The following is an 18,880-nucleotide window of genomic DNA, read 5'->3' as shown; positions in this document are numbered from 1 at the left end:
ATTAAAGGAATGCTCAATGTCGTTAAATGTTGTGATCTTAGCTGCAGGTAAAGGAACTCGGATGCGCTCAGATCTGCCTAAAGTGCTGCATCCTATAGCCCACAAAAGTATGGTTCAGCATGTAATCGACACTGCAAATTCACTCGGTTCGCAAGCTATTCAATTAGTATATGGCTATGGGGCTGATAAATTACAAGCGGCTTTAGGTGAGCAAGCATTAAATTGGGTTTTACAAGCAGAGCAACTCGGTACTGGCCATGCGGTTGCTCAAACAAACCCGAACATTAACGACAATGATACAGTATTAATTCTTTATGGTGATGTACCACTTATTCAGCAATCAACTCTAAAGGAATTATTGGCAGTACGCCCAGCTAATGGTCTTGCAGTATTGACGGTGAATTTGCCCAACCCTACTGGTTACGGTCGTATCGTGCGTGAGCAGGGTCGCGTTGTTGGAATTATTGAACAAAAAGATGCCAACGATGAACAGTTAGCCATTAATGAAGTAAATACTGGCATTATGGCTGTACCAGGTAAGCAGTTAAAAGCATGGTTAAATCGTCTATCTAATAACAATGCTCAAGGCGAATACTATTTAACTGACATTATTGCTATGGCTAATGCCGATGGAGTAGAGATTACCACCTCACAACCACAATCTGCTATCGAAGTTGAAGGCGCCAATAACCGCGTACAACTTGCCCAGTTAGAGCGTGCTTACCAAGCTCGTGCCGCTGAAAAAATGATGCTCGATGGTGCTAACTTACGTGATCCTGCCCGTATTGATATTCGCGGCGACGTGACGGTTGGTATGGATGTGATGATTGATGTTAACGTTATTTTTCAAGGTAAAGTGGCCTTAGGCAATAACGTCACAATTGGTGCTGGTGCGATTTTGATTGATTGTGATATTGCCGATAATGCCGAAATTAAACCTTATACTATTGTTGAAGGCGCTAAGCTTGGACAAGCTGCCAGTGCTGGGCCTTTTGCTCGTTTACGCCCTGGAGCAGAGCTTAAAGAAGACGCTCATATTGGCAACTTTGTTGAAATTAAAAAGAGTGTATTAGGTAAAGGTTCTAAAGCAGGCCACTTGGCTTATTTAGGCGATGCTGTTATTGGTGCAGGTGTTAATATAGGTGCAGGTACTATTACCTGTAACTACGACGGTGCTAATAAGTTTATTACTACCATTGAAGATGGCGTATTCGTCGGTAGTGATACTCAGTTAATTGCACCTGTTACCATAGGCAAAAATGCTACTTTAGGTGCTGGTTCAACTATCACCAAAGATGTTGCTGAAAATGAACTGGTGATCACTCGTGTTAAACAGCGCCATATTACCGGTTGGCAGCGTCCAGTAAAAATTAAAAAGTAAATTCAGATTTAATTAAAAACTAAAAACGTCAAAAGCCTCTGCTTATCACAGAGGTTTTTTTATGCTTTTATTTCAAATTCAGGTCATAAAAACTAGATAAAGTTTCATTTGGTGCTAAAATATCTTTCGTTTTGAAACTTATGTGAAAGATATTAAGCTTAATGACTAAACGTAATACCCAACAACGTCGCCATTCGATCATTAAATTGGTTAATGAGCAAGGCGAAGTCAGTGTCGATGAGCTGGCTAATTTATTTGCCACTTCAGAAGTCACTATTCGCAAAGACTTAGCCATGCTTGAAACCCATGGGCTATTGTTACGACGTTATGGCGGGGCTGTTCCTGTTCCTCAAGAAATGACTCAAATTACCAATGAGAAACTGTCTTTAAACAAGCAAGCGATTGCTGCTAAAGCTGCTGAGCTTATTCGTGATCATAACCGAATTATTATTGATAGCGGCAGTACTACTTCTGGTCTTGTGCAGCAACTTAATGATAAGCGCGGTTTAGTGGTGATGACTAATTCATTGCAACTGGCAAACGCCATTCATGAACTTGAAAATGAGCCGACATTATTGATGACCGGTGGCACCTGGGATCCTCATTCAGAGTCTTTTCAGGGCCAAGTAGCAGAGCAAGTATTACGTTCATATAATTTCGATCAATTATTTATCGGTGCAGATGGCATTGATTTGGATCGTGGTACCACCACATTTAACGAACTAACCGGCCTAAGCAAAGTGATGGCTGAAATGTCTCGTGAAGTCGTAGTGCTATTAGAGTCGACTAAAATTGGCCGACGGATCCCTAATCTAGAATTACCTTGGGATGTGGTTAATGTCTTAGTTACCGACGACAACATCACTCAAGAATCCGTTAACACTATTTCAGCACATGGTGTAAGAGTCATACTCGCGCCATACGCTAAGTAAACAAAATTAAATTGAAACAGTAAAGGAAACTAACATGTGTGGAATCGTAGGCGCTGTGGCGCAAAGGGATGTTGCAGAAATTTTAGTAGAAGGCTTACGTCGTCTTGAATACCGTGGTTATGACTCTGCGGGTATTGCAGTCATTAATAATGGAGAATTAGCTCGAACTCGCCGAGTCGGTAAAGTTCAAGAGTTGTCTTTAGCACTAAATACCACACCACTCGCTGGCGGCACAGGTATTGCTCATACTCGTTGGGCTACTCATGGTGAACCTAATGAGCGCAATGCACACCCTCATTTATCTGAAGGCGATATCGCGGTTGTTCACAACGGTATTATTGAAAATCACAATAAACTACGCGAAATGCTAAAAGGCTTAGGTTATGTATTTGCATCAGACACCGATACTGAGGTTATTTGCCATCTAGTCCATCATGAGTTAAAAACCGCAGCCAGCTTATTAGCTGCAGTACAAGCGACAGTTAAACAGCTTGAAGGTGCCTATGGCACAGTGGTTATTGACCGTCGTGATAGTGATCGTATGGTGGTTGCTCGAAGCGGTAGCCCATTAGTTATTGGTTATGGCTTGGGTGAAAACTTTGTTGCATCAGACCAATTAGCATTGTTACCCGTCACTCGTTCATTCGCATTTTTAGAAGAAGGCGACGTAGCTGAAATCACTCGTCGTGAAGTTAACATTTTTGATGTTAATGGCAACGCTGTTAAGCGTGAAAAGAAAGAGTCTGAAGTTGTACATGATGCAGGTGACAAAGGTGAATACCGTCACTACATGCTGAAAGAAATTTATGAGCAACCTACTGCCATAGCACATACTTTAGAAGGTCGTATTGCTGGTGGTAAGGTATTAGATTCTGCCTTTGGTGAAAAAGCATCTGAATTGCTAAAAGATATTAAACATGTGCAGATAATTGCCTGTGGTACCAGTTATCATGCCGGTATGGCTGCTCGCTATTGGTTAGAAGATTGGGCTGGTGTCTCGTGTAACGTCGAAATAGCATCTGAGTTCCGTTACCGCAAGTCGCATCTGTTCCCAAATAGCTTGTTAGTCACTATTTCACAGTCTGGTGAAACCGCGGATACTTTAGCGGCAATGCGCCTTGCAAAAGAAATGGGCTACAAAGCCACATTAACCATCTGTAATTCAGCTGGTTCATCATTAGTACGTGAATCTGACATGGCTTATATGATGAAAGCTGGCGTAGAAATTGGTGTTGCGTCAACTAAAGCCTTTACCGTGCAACTTGCTGGTTTATTAATGTTAACAACGGCTATTGGTCGTCATAACGGCATGACAACTGAAATGGAAGCTGCGATTACTCAAAGCCTTTTATCAATGCCTGCTAAAGTGGAACAAGCACTTGGCTTAAATGATGCAATTGCAGAATTAGCAGAAGACTTTGCCGACAAACAACATGCATTATTTTTAGGCCGTGGTGATCAATACCCCATCGCGATGGAAGGGGCATTAAAGCTAAAAGAGATTTCATATATTCACGCAGAAGCTTACGCATCTGGTGAGTTAAAGCACGGTCCATTAGCTTTGATTGATGCCGATATGCCAGTTATCGTGGTTGCGCCAAACAATGAATTACTCGAAAAGCTTAAATCGAACGTTGAAGAAGTGCGTGCTCGTGGCGGACTAATGTATGTGTTTGCCGATGTTGATGCTGAGTTTGAATCAGACGACACCATGAAAGTTATCCAGGTACCACATTGTGATCAGTTCATGGCACCGTTGATCTACACCATTCCATTACAGTTATTGTCATATCATGTGGCATTAATTAAAGGTACTGATGTAGACCAACCACGTAACCTCGCAAAAAGCGTAACTGTCGAGTAAGTTGTTGATTATATTGTTTTTGACAAAAATTAGATAACGTTAAAATTAGAAAAAAACAAGCGCGTGACTGCGTTATATACGACAACTAAATTAAAGCGGCTGACTCATTGAGTGGCCGCTTTTTTGTGTGTTAATTTGTAACTTTTGAATGTGTGTCGGTTTTTTGGTCTTACCAGTTTATGGTGCAAGGATCTTGTTGGTTATTGGCTGAGATCTGTTTTGCTTGATCAATCATGTATTCTAATGCCGCCAGCTCTCCATAATCTCGATTTAACGATAACCAGTATTCGGTTCTTTTACGATTACGAAGCACCATGTTCATGGCAATATTTGCTTCTTCATTAAAAGTATCAAATGCTTTTTGTGCAGATGCATTATTAGCTAACCCTTCTGAATCATCATATTTCTCCAACACATTATTTTGTATAGATAAACCTACTTCATTAGTTAATAACCCACCTTTAGACTCAATTAATCTTTCACTGGTTTGTAAACATATATTCAATAATGCAGCATTGTCGGTATCAGTTTTTGTGCATAACTTAACAAGTGGTGCAAAATTTGTTTTATATCTTGTAGCGGTAATACCAAGCACTGCTACTTTTAAAGATAAATCATCATTGGCTCCAGCTTCTTTAAGGGCTAAATCGACTGTAGATAAATAGTCTCCGGAATATTCGTTATAACGTTGTGATTGGATAAATTGCATCAGCGACATTTGAGCTCTTTCTATGTTGCCAGCTTTTAGCTGATACAGTGCCATTTGTAACCACAAAGAACCGTTTTCAGTGTCAGTATCTAATGCTCTTTGCATCATTACATCATCACAGACTTTTGCTGTGGAATAGCTGCAATGTAGCATAAGGTTAAACGCTATTAACTTATTGCTTGGATATGTTTGTAATAGTTCGTCAAAATTTTCTATATCGTCTTGAATTGATTTGTTTTTGTTGATGAAAGCTGAAGCAATACGTGATTGTTGAGTTTGCTGTTGCTTAATATTGTCGAAGAAAATGTCTTTATTAGCCGAATATCTATTAAAGCTATCTTCGATTATTGGATCTGTAAACATTTCAGCTATACCATTACAACGCACCATTTCATGGTGGGATATATTTGGCGGAATACTATCAGTGTGATTTATGGTTTGCGTGTATTGAGCATTTTGTGAAGTAGATGGTTGCTGCACATCATTGGCTTTAGTTTGCATCACATTTTCAGTTGGAGTTTTCTTTTCATTAAAAATAAAAATGAGTGCAACTGCAAGTAATTCTGTCCCAACAAGCATAAGTTTTTGTTTCATCAAAAAGTCCGTTTGAATATTATCAATTCATACTGCTGATTTAATAACCATTTTGCAATGAGTATTCGCTGGATATTTTTGGTTATTTGCCATTATCTATTTTTATAAACCCATCAAATTAGTGTCTTGTGTGAGCATTTGCTGCAAATTTAAACTAGATTTAGTCTAATTAAATGAATCGGCTCAACGGATAAAGAGTTAACTTGAAGCTAAAAAATAATCTCGGGTGAGAAAAACTGGCTGCTGTGACGTTATGCTTCGGTGCTGCGCTTGGTATGGCTCTTATGGTAACTAATACAGCCCCTTTTATCGCATCAATGTTGGCGGTTATTGTTGTTGGGGTTTATATCAATATAGTATCTGGTAAATGGTGATTTATTGATTAGTGTTGGTAGGTCTTAGTGAACTATTATCGAAAGGTATTCGTTCTGTATTATGTCTCACTAAAAGTAAGTCGCTCAGTATTGAAAATTTTTAGTTGGCTTTTAAGTATAGTATTTTGCCTGTTTTGAGTGAGGCTCTTCTTGTTTTATGTATTTTCATACTCAATGTTGTTTACTTTCTTGAGTTACATTAAACAAAAAAGGGAACAAATATTGTTCCCTTTTTGCTATCTTCCATTGGCTAATTTACCAGACTCTGGCAACCAAACCTTTCAGGTAATAACCTTCAGGGAATGCGCTGCTAATTGGGTGATCGCTGGCTTGGTGCATGCGTTCAATAAATTGCACTTCACGCTTAGCATCAAGTGCGGCATCGGCAACCACTTTTTGGAATAGGTCTGACTGCATTAAGCCTGAACACGAGAACGTCAGTAATATTCCACCTGGATTCATCAATTGCATCGCAATCATATTGATGTCTTTATAGCCACGACATGCGCCATCTAACTGTGATTTATTATCAGCAAATTTAGGTGGGTCTAGTACGATAACATCGAAGGTTTTACCCTCATCTCGGTACTGGCGTAACAATTTGAACACATCGGCTTCGTTATAGTTCACGTGGTCATCATTAAGGTTGTTAATGGCCATGTTATCTCGAGCAGTTTGTAGAGCAAGCGCTGATACATCAACGTTTTCAATACTAGCCGCCCCCGCTTTAGCTGCATATAAACCAAATGTTCCTGTATAACAAAAACAGTTAAGTACCGATTTACCTTTAACGAAACGAGCTGCCATGGCGCGGTTATCTCGTTGATCCAGATAGAATCCTGTTTTATGGCCTTTAACAACATCGACGGCAATCTTAATACCGTTCTCTTCGATAATGATAGGCATTGGAGGCAACTCTCCGTGGAGTAATCCTACAACTGGAGTTAGACCCTCTTTCTTTCTTGAGTCTACATCTGAACGCTCATAGACAGCGCAGTCTGGATACTGAAGTACCAGTTGCTCAACAATCGTGTCGCGCCACTTTTCAGCTCCAGTACTTAATAGTTGGCAAACGAATACGTTGGCATAACGGTCTATGGTTATACCAGGTAAACCGTCCGATTCTGCCGCGATTAAACGATAACCCGTTAGACCCTGTTCGCGGATAAGATTATCGCGTCCTGCTTGGGCTCTTTTTAACCGTCTGGCAAAAAAATCAGCATCGATGGTTTCTTCTTTGTCGAAGGTCCATATCCTCACTTGAATTTGAGATTCTGGCGACCAGGCACCGCGTCCGAGCCAATGTCCGTCATGTGCCACGACTTCAACCGTGTCGCCAGCTTGCGGTTTTCCGCCATTGACGTTATGAATACCGTTGGAAAATATCCAAGGGTGGCGTCGCTCTAATGAACGTTCGCGGCCAGGTTTAAGTTTAATTCTGATAGCCATGGTATTGCCTAATGTAAAATGTAAAGGGGACTAATATTCACGTCGCAGTCGTTAAAAGGTGATTGTAAGCCTTTATTTCGACTTGGTTAGAGGTATGCATGCCATCAATTAATTGTTTGTTTCAAAAAATCGGGATGACGAATGGAGATCATAGCCTTTTTTTAGCTTAAAAACCTGACAAATAATTAAATGATTGGCTTGGTGTTAGATTGTTATCATCATAATCAATAACAAATGGGGAAGATCAGCATATTATTTAGTTCTAACATGATGGCTGTGGCTGCTGTTTATCAAGCCATTAATTTTGGGATCACTCGAAGCCCAAACTTAGCTGATAACTTTGTTTATGACTAATTATCAGCTTTAGACTGCGTTTATTTAATGTGCCTAAAATGTACATTAAATAGGGATTAACGGCTTGTTTGTGGTATTAATACGGGCCAATATTCTTAAGTGGCTTTTTGTATTGGTAAAAAACATTCTGATAATAGTTTTACTGACACTAATTTCATTTTCTAACGCTCAAACAACTCAACTGTATTTGTTAATTTACCAGCAAGAGAATTGAGTTCTAAACCTGCTTCACTAATTTGATGATTACCAACAGATACCGTTTCACCTAATAACCTAAAATCTTGCACTTTAAGCTTAACTGTATGCGCTTGCTGCTGTGAAGCTTGCGCTAGCATGGCAGACTCTTGACTGACGGTGGCGAGTGATAGAATGAGTTGGCGGCTCTGTTCAAGTGTTAACACTAATTGATTTGCTAATGATACTGAGTGTTGTGCTTTTTGTTGGTTTGAAGCCATATTATCGACTGCAGATTGAATTGAATCGACAATATTGGCGAGCATTGTATTTATTTCTACAGTTGAATTATGTGTGCGTAAGGCTAGCGTTCTAACCTCATCAGCAACTACCGCAAAACCTCTTCCTGTTTCACCGGCTCTAGCCGCTTCAATGGCTGCGTTCAATGACAATAAATTAGTTTGAGAGGCAATATCGGCAATGGTTTTTACCACAGTTGCCACTTGTTTACCTGAATTTTGCAGTGTTAGTAGCATGCTGGCAGTCGTTTCAATGTCTTGAGCCAGTACGCTAATGCTTTCTGCTGTTTGTTTAACTTCTTTTTGCCCTTCAACCATGCTCTGCGCACCCTGTTGAGCAGAATCTGATGCACTTTGAGAGTGTTCTACACTTTGTTCCATTTGTTGTTCAAGCTGCGACATTACATCTACTAAGCTCACAATGGTGTATTGAAGTTCATCAACAGAGGCTGATGATTTTTCAGTGGTATTGCTCAGTTGAGCTACTGTTTGGCTAATACTGGCAATCGCGTCGTGTACATCATTCATACCTAGGCGGAATACATTAATTAAACCGTTAACGCTGGTGGCAACATTACCAATTTCAATAATACATTCATCTGATAATTTTGCTTTTAGATTACGATTTTGAGCAATACTAGTCAGATCGTTTGATAGTTGTTGTATAGGGTTAGCAATTTGTTTTTGAGCGGCTAAGAAAGCACCTATTGCCACTAGTACCATTAATCCCACGAGTACATATATCAGTAAGGTATTGTCGCCAAGTTCTTTTTGAATGTTTATAGCATTTTGATTGGCTTGGTTTGATATATCTTGCGCTAGTGTATCTAGGCGATCTTTTAATTCATTGGCGCTATTGTTTAGACTACTTAACTGCTCGCGGGCATTATCCCAATCAACTGACGATTTGCTCATAGTGGTTTCAAGTGCCGACAAAGCAGTATTTAATGCATCTATTTGTGGCATTAACTGTGTCGATGTGACGTCACTTAATTGTTGGTACTGTTTGTTCAGACTTTGGGTTAATGTGTTTTTTTGTTCGCTAAATTCATCAACACTAATCGTTGTGCCATAAAGTGAATACCCCATTAATACTAATTCTTTGGCATGGCTTTGCACTTTGGTAATGCTATTAAGTGCGGGTAATGTCCCATCAATAAATCCGGCGACTTCATTCTTAACGGTTTGATTGCTACTGCTTAGTAAGCCTGCCGCAACTAAGGTCATTATCAAAATGGCGGCATATCCCAATAGAATACGAGCTTTGATAGTATTAAAAGCATTAAGCATGGGTAATTACCTTACATTTTTTGTCAGAATGAATAAGACCGGATAAAAATAGTTTTCTATTCAAGTTATTTTATTGTATTCATTATAGATGTTAGCTGAACATTAGCTTGAATCAATATATCGGCATTTTTAATGGTTTCTTTAAGCAAAAGAACAACCATCCAATGAAAATCTATTTTTTTACCAGAAAAATTAAGTATTGTTAGCTTTATTATTAAAAAGGGGAACTTTTAGTAAGAATCAATCGCTTCTAATAATTTTATTTTTAAATGGATTATTAAGATTAATTTCGTCAATATTTTTAGTTATTTGAAAATAAGTGTTGGCAAGAGTAGTGAGGACTAGCTTATGGAGTAAGTGTCATCGCGTCTTATCATGACAGTAACTATACATTGGTTAGCGATTAAACTCCCAGTTGGTTACTGACGTTAACCTATGATGTGTTTATTTGCTATAGCGTTAAGTTTCTTCATATAACCTAAAGACGTGCGTTTTATGTTGCTCGGTCATGATATTTACGTATTTAGCTATTCTAGTTACTCGCAAACGGTGGCTAGTGAGTTCCAAGGCCAATACGTATTAGGTTGTACAAGTTTTGCTGCTTATGATGTTGTTATCGTTAAATTCGCATTGTGTGACTGCAAGCATATGTTAGTTAATCGTTAGATTCAGGTCATCAATGTAGCCATGATCTTAGCGTTCGAACTATACTGACACTGTTGTTATCTCAGTTTGCTGCATTTTTTTTAGCTCAATGTTTTTCCACACTTTGTCATGGAAGTAAAACACTACGGTATTAACTGCTGGCTCAAGCAGGGCTATGGTGCCACCGATAATAATACTACCGGTTAGTAAGTAAGTAATCGTAAATGCGACACTAAAATGTAAAATGGCAAAGCTAATAGTCTTTTTCATGGTGGACCCCTATTTGATTTATTCAAATGATAACAGTTATCATTATCATGTAAAGAGGGTTGGTTAGATTATTGTAAATGAAAATATCGATTAAGATTTTTTTCCTAATTATAAAAACAGTAAAAGCCCTTTAAAAGGGCCTTTATGTTAGCGAATAATATGAATCAATTCAGGCTAGTAATGCCAAGGGAAACGAGAAAAGTCTTGATCTCGTTTTTCTAAAAATGCATCTCGGCCTTCTTGAGCTTCTTCACTAGCATAGGCTAGGCGTGTTGCTTCACCGGCAAACAGTTGTTGGCCCACTAAGCCATCATCAGCCATATTAAAGCCATATTTAAGCATACGCATGGCTGTGGGTGATTTAGAGTTAATCTCTTTGGCCCAAACTAATGCTTCTGTTTCCAATTCAGCATGTGGAATGGCACGGTTTACCATACCCATATTAAATGCCTCTTCTGCAGAGTAATTAAACCCAAGAAAGAAGATTTCGCGGGCACGTTTTTGGCCGATCATCTTAGCTAAGTAAGCACTACCATAACCCGAATCAAAACTGCCTACATCTGGGTCGGTTTGCTTGAAAACAGCATGTTCTTTAGAGGCTAATGTTAAATCACAAACCACATGCAAACTATGACCACCACCAACCGCCCAACCGGGTACTACAGCAATCACCACTTTAGGCATAAAACGAATCAAACGCTGCACTTCTAATATATGCAAACGCCCCATACGAGCAACATCGGGCTTACCGTCTTCAGCCCCCTCGTATTTATAACCATCTTTACCACGAATTCGTTGATCACCACCTGCGCAGAATGAGTATTGACCTTTTGCTGATGGACCATTACCTGTCAAAAGTACACAGCCAACATCAGACCATTGTCTAGCGTGGTCTAAAGCCATAAAGAGCTCATCTACTGTTTTTGGACGGAATGAATTAAGGCAATCAGGGCGATTTATGGCGATACGGACAGTACCTTGAGATTTTGCGCGATGATAAGTGATGTCTTCAAAGTTGAATCCTTCGACAACATCCCATAAGCTAGGATCAAAGATGTCAGATACCGATTCAGTTTGTGATTGTGTCATAAAAAAGCTAGCCCCTGTTGTAAATATTACACAAAGGCTAGGCTTATTTGATACTTAGGTCAATTTGTTACCAAAAAATAGTTAACGAACTCAGATCTTATCGCAAATAAATTGTAAGTTATCTTTGGTAAACACAGGGTGACGAGCACTACTATGACAGTATTGGTTTTTAAACTCGCTAATAGCTTCATTACTAGTAAATACACCATCTAGTTCGCGGATCTCAATGGTCGACAAACGATCATAAATTTCTGTTTTTATTTGTGGTATGTGTTTATCAACTCGGATAATTTTGGTACCCGTCATCGAATCAAGTTTTCTATCTGCCTTATTAAACATACTTTTAATATCATTAATTGGCTTATCAAGTTTATCTGTTTCAGTCGCGAAGTAATAAATACCCCCCGCGATTATTGCTAAAATAATCCAGCCTCTCATTTTTCTATCCAATAATGTGTTATTACCTATATAATAAGCTAGTTATCGTTCAATATTAAAGCAGTAAGGCTGTAAAATGACGAAAGAATCTAACCCCAAGGACTTTTCCAAGCAACAGCGTATTCAAATCCATCAACCAGATGCCAGTAAAACAGACCGTTTTAATCCGCGCAACCGTATTTACGTAAGAGCTGTCGATGGCTTATGGACATCGATACGCCGTAAGATGGGTTGGATTGCCATGTTATTCTTCTTACTTTTGCCTTGGATACCATGGGGAAATAGACAAGCAGTTTGGTTTGATCTTGCTGAGCAAAAGTTTCACGTGTTTGGTTTAACTATTTGGCCACAAGATTTAACCTTGCTCGCTGCACTATTTATGATCGCCGCGTTTGGGTTGTTTTTCGTTACCACTTATTTAGGTCGAGTGTGGTGTGGTTTTACTTGCCCACAGACAGTATGGACCTTTATTTTCATCTGGTTTGAAGAAAAGTTTGAAGGTGCACGTAATAAACGTATAAAGCTTGATCAAATGCCATGGAGTGTTAATAAACTCTGGCGTAAAACAGCTAAACATACCGCTTGGTTATTTGTCTCACTATTAACTGCCACTACGTTTGTTTCGTACTTTGTTCCAAGTCACGAACTCTATATCGACTTTTTTACACTTAACGCCAGTGGCGGGATTTATTTTTGGGTCGTATTTTTTACGGTTGCTACTTACGGTAATGCCGGGTGGATGCGTGAGATTATGTGCATCCACATGTGTCCTTATGCGCGTTTTCAAGCAGCAATGTTTGATAAAAATACCTATATAGTAGGGTACGATAGCCAACGTGGAGAAACCCGTGGCCCACGTACCCGCAAGCAAGATCCTAAAGAAATGGGGTTAGGTGATTGTATAGACTGTGATTTATGTGTCCAAGTGTGCCCAACAGGAATTGATATTCGTAATGGCCTGCAATATGAATGCATCAACTGTGGTGCCTGTATTGATGCATGCGATAACACCATGGAACGGATGGGATACGATAAAGGTCTCATTAGTTACACAACAGAAAACAAGCTTGAAGGTGTGCAAGAAAAGGTGTTGCGACCAAAGTTAGTTGGTTATGGCGTGGTACTGACGGTTATGATCCTAGTCTTCGTCTACGCTAGTGCGACCATCGCCCCAGTACGTATGGATGTCATTAGAGACAGAAATTCTCTTTATAGAGAAAACAACCAAGGCAACACAGAGAACACCTTCACCATTAAAATTCTGAATAAGACTGAGCAGCCGCAAGAATATGAGCTAAGTGTTGAAGGCTTGCCTAATGCCAGATGGATTGGCCCACAACATGTATCAATAGAATCGGGTGAAGTTTTGACCTTACCAATTAGTATCGCTGTTGATCCTATCGAGCTTAAGAGAAGTATCACCAAAATCGATATCAAAATCACTGCACAGATAGACGGTAATCCAATAGAGATAAAACAGGAAACTCGATTTTTCGGTGATTAGAACCGAGTGAAATAGCCATAAAAGGGACGAATAGTCCCTTTTTTGTTCTTTTCGTTTGAAAAAACACCTGTTAGTTATGTTTATCTAATATTTAAGCTTTTTATGCTTGCACTAAATCTTGAGTTGCCTATAATGCGCATCCACTGACACGGCAGACAGCGCAAGCGGTCACCGGGTTAGGTTGAATTAAGTGCTTCAAAACACTGAGTTCAGCAGCGAAAAGAAAGTTTGAAAAATCACTTGACGCCAACACGGGGAAGCGTAGAATACGCACCCCAAGCCAACGACCTAGCGTCTTAGGCTGCTAACATGAAAGACTTAAACTTCTTCATAGTGAGCAACGTTCTTTAACAATTTAAACAAGAAATCTGTGTGGACATTCACAGGTATTGAGTTATTCGAAATTGTCTTCTGTTCTTCGGAATGTTGGCAATCAAAAAATTTCAACTCAATGCAACGATGAATGTTCATAGCAATATGTAACAAACATTTTATAGATTCTTCCGAGTTTATAAGGTGTAAATCAGAATTCATTGAGCCGAAATATTCCTAACCGAATATTTCAAAAAAACTTTAATTGAAGAGTTTGATCATGGCTCAGATTGAACGCTGGCGGCAGGCCTAACACATGCAAGTCGAGCGGTAACAGAAAGTAGCTTGCTACTTTGCTGACGAGCGGCGGACGGGTGAGTAATGCCTAGGGATCTGCCCAGTCGAGGGGGATAACAGTTGGAAACGACTGCTAATACCGCATACGCCCTACGGGGGAAAGGAGGGGACCTTCGGGCCTTTCGCGATTGGATGAACCTAGGTGGGATTAGCTAGTTGGTGAGGTAATGGCTCACCAAGGCGACGATCCCTAGCTGTTCTGAGAGGATGATCAGCCACACTGGGACTGAGACACGGCCCAGACTCCTACGGGAGGCAGCAGTGGGGAATATTGCACAATGGGGGAAACCCTGATGCAGCCATGCCGCGTGTGTGAAGAAGGCCTTCGGGTTGTAAAGCACTTTCAGTAGGGAGGAAAGGTAGCGTGTTAATAGCACGCTGCTGTGACGTTACCTACAGAAGAAGGACCGGCTAACTTCGTGCCAGCAGCCGCGGTAATACGAGGGGTCCGAGCGTTAATCGGAATTACTGGGCGTAAAGCGTACGCAGGCGGTTCATTAAGCTAGATGTGAAATCCCCGGGCTCAACCTGGGAATTGCATTTAGAACTGGTGAACTAGAGTCTTGTAGAGGGGGGTAGAATTTCAGGTGTAGCGGTGAAATGCGTAGAGATCTGAAGGAATACCGGTGGCGAAGGCGGCCCCCTGGACAAAGACTGACGCTCATGTACGAAAGCGTGGGGAGCAAACAGGATTAGATACCCTGGTAGTCCACGCCGTAAACGATGTCTACTCGGAGTTTGGTGACTTAGTCACTGGGCTCCCAAGCTAACGCATTAAGTAGACCGCCTGGGGAGTACGGCCGCAAGGTTAAAACTCAAATGAATTGACGGGGGCCCGCACAAGCGGTGGAGCATGTGGTTTAATTCGATGCAACGCGAAGAACCTTACCTACTCTTGACATCCACAGAAGCCGGAAGAGATTCTGGTGTGCCTTCGGGAACTGTGAGACAGGTGCTGCATGGCTGTCGTCAGCTCGTGTTGTGAAATGTTGGGTTAAGTCCCGCAACGAGCGCAACCCCTATCCTTATTTGCCAGCACGTAATGGTGGGAACTCTAGGGAGACTGCCGGTGATAAACCGGAGGAAGGTGGGGACGACGTCAAGTCATCATGGCCCTTACGAGTAGGGCTACACACGTGCTACAATGGCGTATACAGAGGGTTGCAAAGCCGCGAGGTGGAGCTAATCTCACAAAGTACGTCGTAGTCCGGATTGGAGTCTGCAACTCGACTCCATGAAGTCGGAATCGCTAGTAATCGTAGATCAGAATGCTACGGTGAATACGTTCCCGGGCCTTGTACACACCGCCCGTCACACCATGGGAGTGGGCTGCAAAAGAAGTGGGTAGTTTAACCTTCGGGAGAACGCTCACCACTTTGTGGTTCATGACTGGGGTGAAGTCGTAACAAGGTAGCCCTAGGGGAACCTGGGGCTGGATCACCTCCTTACCTATACGACTAACTCAATACCTAAAGTGCAGCAATGCATGTGAGTGTTCACACAGATTACTTGTTAACTTCTTCGGAAGGTAAGTAAAACACACCGCGAGCCGGTTAAGTGTTGTTCTTTAACAATTTGGAAAGCTGATAGTACTAACTAAAGGCGCATAGATGATAATTCGTTGTCGTTTGTGTGATTACGTTAGTGCGAAAAATAATACTGATACGAAAAATATCAGTATCTTGAGTTCTCAAAACACTGTTTAAGTGTCTTGAATATTCTAAAAACTAAGGCGAGTCCACTTCCTACCCTGGAGGTGAGACAAGTAAAAACCAGCTAGTTGCGATATAACGCAGGTGGTTCACGAAAGTGAAACTCATTTGGGTTGTATGGTTAAGTGACTAAGCGTATACGGTGGATGCCTTGGCAGTCAGAGGCGATGAAGGACGTAATAACTTGCGAAAAGCGTTGGCGAGCTAGTAATAAGCATTTGAGCTAACGATATCCGAATGGGGAAACCCAGCAGCATAAGCTGTTATCACTACATGAATACATAGTGTAGTGAGGCAAACCCGGGGAACTGAAACATCTAAGTACCCGGAGGAAAAGAAATCAACCGAGATTCCCCTAGTAGCGGCGAGCGAACGGGGATTAGCCCTTAAGTCTATGGGGTGTTAGTGGAATGTGTTGGAAAGCACAGCGGCACAGGGTGATAGCCCCGTACATGAAAACTAACCATAGATGAAAACGAGTAAGGCGGGACACGTGACATCCTGTTTGAATATGGGGGGACCATCCTCCAAGGCTAAATACTCCTGACTGACCGATAGTGAACCAGTACCGTGAGGGAAAGGCGAAAAGAACCCCTGTGAGGGGAGTGAAATAGAACCTGAAACCGTGTACGTACAAGCAGTGGGAGCGGTTCTTGAGACCGTGACTGCGTACCTTTTGTATAATGGGTCAGCGACTTACGTTTTGTAGCGAGGTTAAGCGAATAGCGGAGCCGTAGGGAAACCGAGTGTTAACTGCGCGTTTAGTTGCAAGGCGTAGACCCGAAACCGAGTGATCTAGCCATGGGCAGGTTGAAGGTTGAGTAACATCAACTGGAGGACCGAACCGACTTATGTTGAAAAATGAGCGGATGACTTGTGGCTGGGGGTGAAAGGCCAATCAAACTCGGAGATATCTGGTTCTCCTCGAAAGCTATTTAGGTAGCGCCTCGAGCGAATACCATTGGGGGTAGAGCACTGTTAAGGCTAGGGGGTCATCCCGACTTACCAACCCTTTGCAAACTCCGAATACCAATGAGTACTACTCGGGAGACAGACAGCGGGTGCTAACGTCCGTTGTCAAAAGGGAAACAACCCAGACCGTCAGCTAAGGTCCCAAAGTGTATGTTAAGTGGGAAACGATGTGGGAAGGCTTAGACAGCTAGGATGTTGGCTTAGAAGCAGCCATCATTTAAAGAAAGCGTAATAGCTCACTAGTCGAGTCGGCCTGCGCGGAAGATTTAACGGGGCTAAACATACCACCGAAGCTACGGGTGCATGCCATTAGGTGTGCGCGGTAGAGGAGCGTTCTGTAAGCGGTTGAAGGTGAAGGGGTAACCCACACTGGACGTATCAGAAGTGCGAATGCTGACATGAGTAACGATAAAGGGAGTGAAAAACTCCCTCGCCGAAAGACCAAGGGTTCCTGTCCAACGTTAATCGGGGCAGGGTGAGTCGACCCCTAAGGTGAGGCCGAAAGGCGTAATCGATGGGAAACAGATTAATATTTCTGTACTTTTGCTAACTGCGATGGAGAGACGGAGAAGGCTAGGCTAGCGCGGCGTTGGTAGTCCGCGTTTAAGGTAGTAGGCTGTATTCTTAGGCAAATCCGGGAATACGTACTTAAATGTACAGGTTGAGAGCTGATGACGAGTCACTAAGGTGATGAAGTAGTTGATGCCATGCTTCCAGGAAAATCTTCTAAGCTTCAGGTTAGTAGAAATCGTACCCCAAACCGACACAGGTGGTCGGGTAGAGAATACCAAGGCGCTTGAGAGAACTCGGCTGAAGGAACTAGGCAAAATGGTACCGTAACTTCGGGAGAAGGTACGCTGCTGTCGGTGATGGGACTTGCTCCCTAAGCTGACGGCAGTCGCAGATACCAGGTGGCTGCAACTGTTTATCAAAAACACAGTACTGTGCAAAATCGCAAGATGACGTATACGGTATGACGCCTGCCCGGTGCCGGAAGGTTAATTGATTGGGTTATCTTCGGAGAAGCTCATGATCGAAGCCCCGGTAAACGGCGGCCGTAACTATAACGGTCCTAAGGTAGCGAAATTCCTTGTCGGGTAAGTTCCGACCTGCACGAATGGCGTAATGATGGCCACGCTGTCTCCAGCCGAGACTCAGTGAAGTTGAAATTGCGGTGAAGATGCCGTATACCCGCGGCTAGACGGAAAGACCCCGTGAACCTTTACTATAGCTTGGCACTGAACATTGAACCTACATGTGTAGGATAGGTGGGAGACTTTGAAGCTTGGACGCTAGTCTGAGTGGAGTCAATCTTGAAATACCACCCTTGTAGTTTTGATGTTCTAACCGCGGCCCCTTATCGGGGTTCGGGACAGTGCCTGGTGGGTAGTTTGACTGGGGCGGTCTCCTCCCAAAGAGTAACGGAGGAGCACGAAGGTTGGCTAAGTACGGTCGGACATCGTACGGTTAGTGCAATGGCATAAGCCAGCTTAACTGCGAGACATACACGTCGAGCAGGTACGAAAGTAGGTCATAGTGATCCGGTGGTTCTGAATGGAAGGGCCATCGCTCAACGGATAAAAGGTACTCCGGGGATAACAGGCTGATACCGCCCAAGAGTTCATATCGACGGCGGTGTTTGGCACCTCGATGTCGGCTCATCACATCCTGGGGCTGAAGTCGGTCCCAAGGGTATGGCTGTTCGCCATTTAAAGTGGTACGCGAGCTGGGTTCAGAACGTCGTGAGACAGTTCGGTCCCTATCTGCCGTGGGCGTTGGATGATTGAAGGAAGCTGCTCCTAGTACGAGAGGACCGGAGTGGACGAACCGCTGGTGTTCGGGTTGTTATGCCAATAGCATTGCCCGGTAGCTACGTTCGGAATCGATAACCGCTGAAAGCATCTAAGCGGGAAGCGAGTCCTAAGATGAGTCATCCCTAGAGCTTTAAGCTCTCTAAAGGGCCGTAGGAGACTACTACGTTGATAGGCAAGGTGTGTAAGCGTTGTGAGGCGTTGAGCTAACTTGTACTAATGACCCGTGAGGCTTAACCATACAACCCAGATGGGTTTTACTGACCTTAGTGTTAGAATAGAGCGCTTAGACAGTGTGAGAGACTCAATACTCTTAATAAGAGTAAAAGCAATCAGCTTTCCGAATTATT

10 protein-coding genes and 2 rRNA genes are annotated in these 18,880 nt (G+C 42.2%); 6 read left to right on the top strand and 6 right to left on the bottom strand.

All coding sequences use genetic code 11. The annotated features are described in order from the left end of the window. Nucleotides 1-16: 16 nt before the first annotated feature. From glmU to glmS, 3 genes are all read left to right on the top strand, one after another. Entirely contained in the window at nt 17-1,381 is a 1,365-nt protein-coding gene (gene glmU, locus FH971_RS20235) for a bifunctional UDP-N-acetylglucosamine diphosphorylase/glucosamine-1-phosphate N-acetyltransferase GlmU (protein WP_140235472.1), read from the top strand. A gap of 161 nt (nt 1,382-1,542) precedes the next feature. After that, the gene (locus tag FH971_RS20230; protein ID WP_140235471.1) at nt 1,543-2,313 is read left to right on the top strand and encodes a DeoR/GlpR family DNA-binding transcription regulator; all 771 of its coding nucleotides are present in this window, start codon (nt 1,543-1,545) and stop codon (nt 2,311-2,313) included. Between the two features lie 34 nt (nt 2,314-2,347). Then, nucleotides 2,348-4,177: a glutamine--fructose-6-phosphate transaminase (isomerizing) gene (gene glmS / locus FH971_RS20225; RefSeq protein ID WP_140235470.1), complete on the top strand. Its 1,830-nt coding sequence runs from the start codon at nt 2,348-2,350 to the stop codon at nt 4,175-4,177. 169 nt (nt 4,178-4,346) lie between these two features. Here glmS and FH971_RS20220 read toward each other — a convergent pair whose 3' ends face one another. The 6 genes from FH971_RS20220 to FH971_RS20195 all read right to left on the bottom strand — a co-directional run bounded on the left by FH971_RS20220 (nt 4,347) and on the right by FH971_RS20195 (nt 11,862). Continuing rightward, a complete protein-coding gene (locus FH971_RS20220) occupies nt 4,347-5,480 on the bottom strand; it encodes a hypothetical protein (protein ID WP_140235469.1) in 1,134 nt (377 codons plus the stop codon). 629 nt (nt 5,481-6,109) lie between these two features. Continuing rightward, nucleotides 6,110-7,303, bottom strand: coding sequence for a class I SAM-dependent rRNA methyltransferase (locus FH971_RS20215; protein ID WP_140235468.1), 1,194 nt, complete (start codon nt 7,301-7,303; stop codon nt 6,110-6,112). Nucleotides 7,304-7,818: 515 nt separating this feature from the next. Next, nucleotides 7,819-9,420 carry a methyl-accepting chemotaxis protein gene (locus tag FH971_RS20210; protein WP_137224167.1) on the bottom strand — a complete coding sequence of 534 codons (1,602 nt, stop codon included), beginning with the start codon at nt 9,418-9,420 and terminating at the stop codon, nt 7,819-7,821. 705 nt (nt 9,421-10,125) lie between these two features. After that, nucleotides 10,126-10,335: a DUF2061 domain-containing protein gene (locus FH971_RS20205; RefSeq protein WP_137224169.1), complete on the bottom strand. Its 210-nt coding sequence runs from the start codon at nt 10,333-10,335 to the stop codon at nt 10,126-10,128. Between the two features lie 174 nt (nt 10,336-10,509). After that, nucleotides 10,510-11,424, bottom strand: a complete 915-nt coding sequence (locus FH971_RS20200) for a 1,4-dihydroxy-2-naphthoyl-CoA synthase (RefSeq protein WP_140235467.1) — start codon at nt 11,422-11,424, stop codon at nt 10,510-10,512. 90 nt (nt 11,425-11,514) lie between these two features. Beyond that, nucleotides 11,515-11,862 carry a hypothetical protein gene (locus FH971_RS20195; protein WP_140235466.1) on the bottom strand — a complete coding sequence of 116 codons (348 nt, stop codon included), beginning with the start codon at nt 11,860-11,862 and terminating at the stop codon, nt 11,515-11,517. A gap of 76 nt (nt 11,863-11,938) precedes the next feature. On the opposite strand from FH971_RS20195, the gene ccoG reads away from it, so the two are divergent. The 3 genes from ccoG (at nt 11,939) to FH971_RS20180 (ending at nt 18,771) form a co-directional block, all read left to right on the top strand. Further along, on the top strand, nt 11,939-13,366 hold the full coding sequence (gene ccoG / locus FH971_RS20190; protein WP_140235465.1) for a cytochrome c oxidase accessory protein CcoG: 1,428 nt from the start codon (nt 11,939-11,941) through the stop codon (nt 13,364-13,366). A gap of 574 nt (nt 13,367-13,940) precedes the next feature. Further along, nucleotides 13,941-15,483: ribosomal RNA gene (locus tag FH971_RS20185) — 16S ribosomal RNA — on the top strand. Nucleotides 15,484-15,866: 383 nt separating this feature from the next. Beyond that, nucleotides 15,867-18,771: ribosomal RNA gene (locus FH971_RS20180) — 23S ribosomal RNA — on the top strand. The 16S and 23S rRNA genes sit together here, the layout of an rRNA operon. The last annotated feature ends 109 nt before the right edge of the window (nt 18,772-18,880 follow it).

Source organism: Shewanella polaris (assembly GCF_006385555.1).
Taxonomy (GTDB): Bacteria; Pseudomonadota; Gammaproteobacteria; order Enterobacterales; family Shewanellaceae; genus Shewanella; species Shewanella polaris.
Note: the sequence above shows the minus strand (reverse complement) of the source record. Positions and strands in the feature narration are given on the sequence as shown.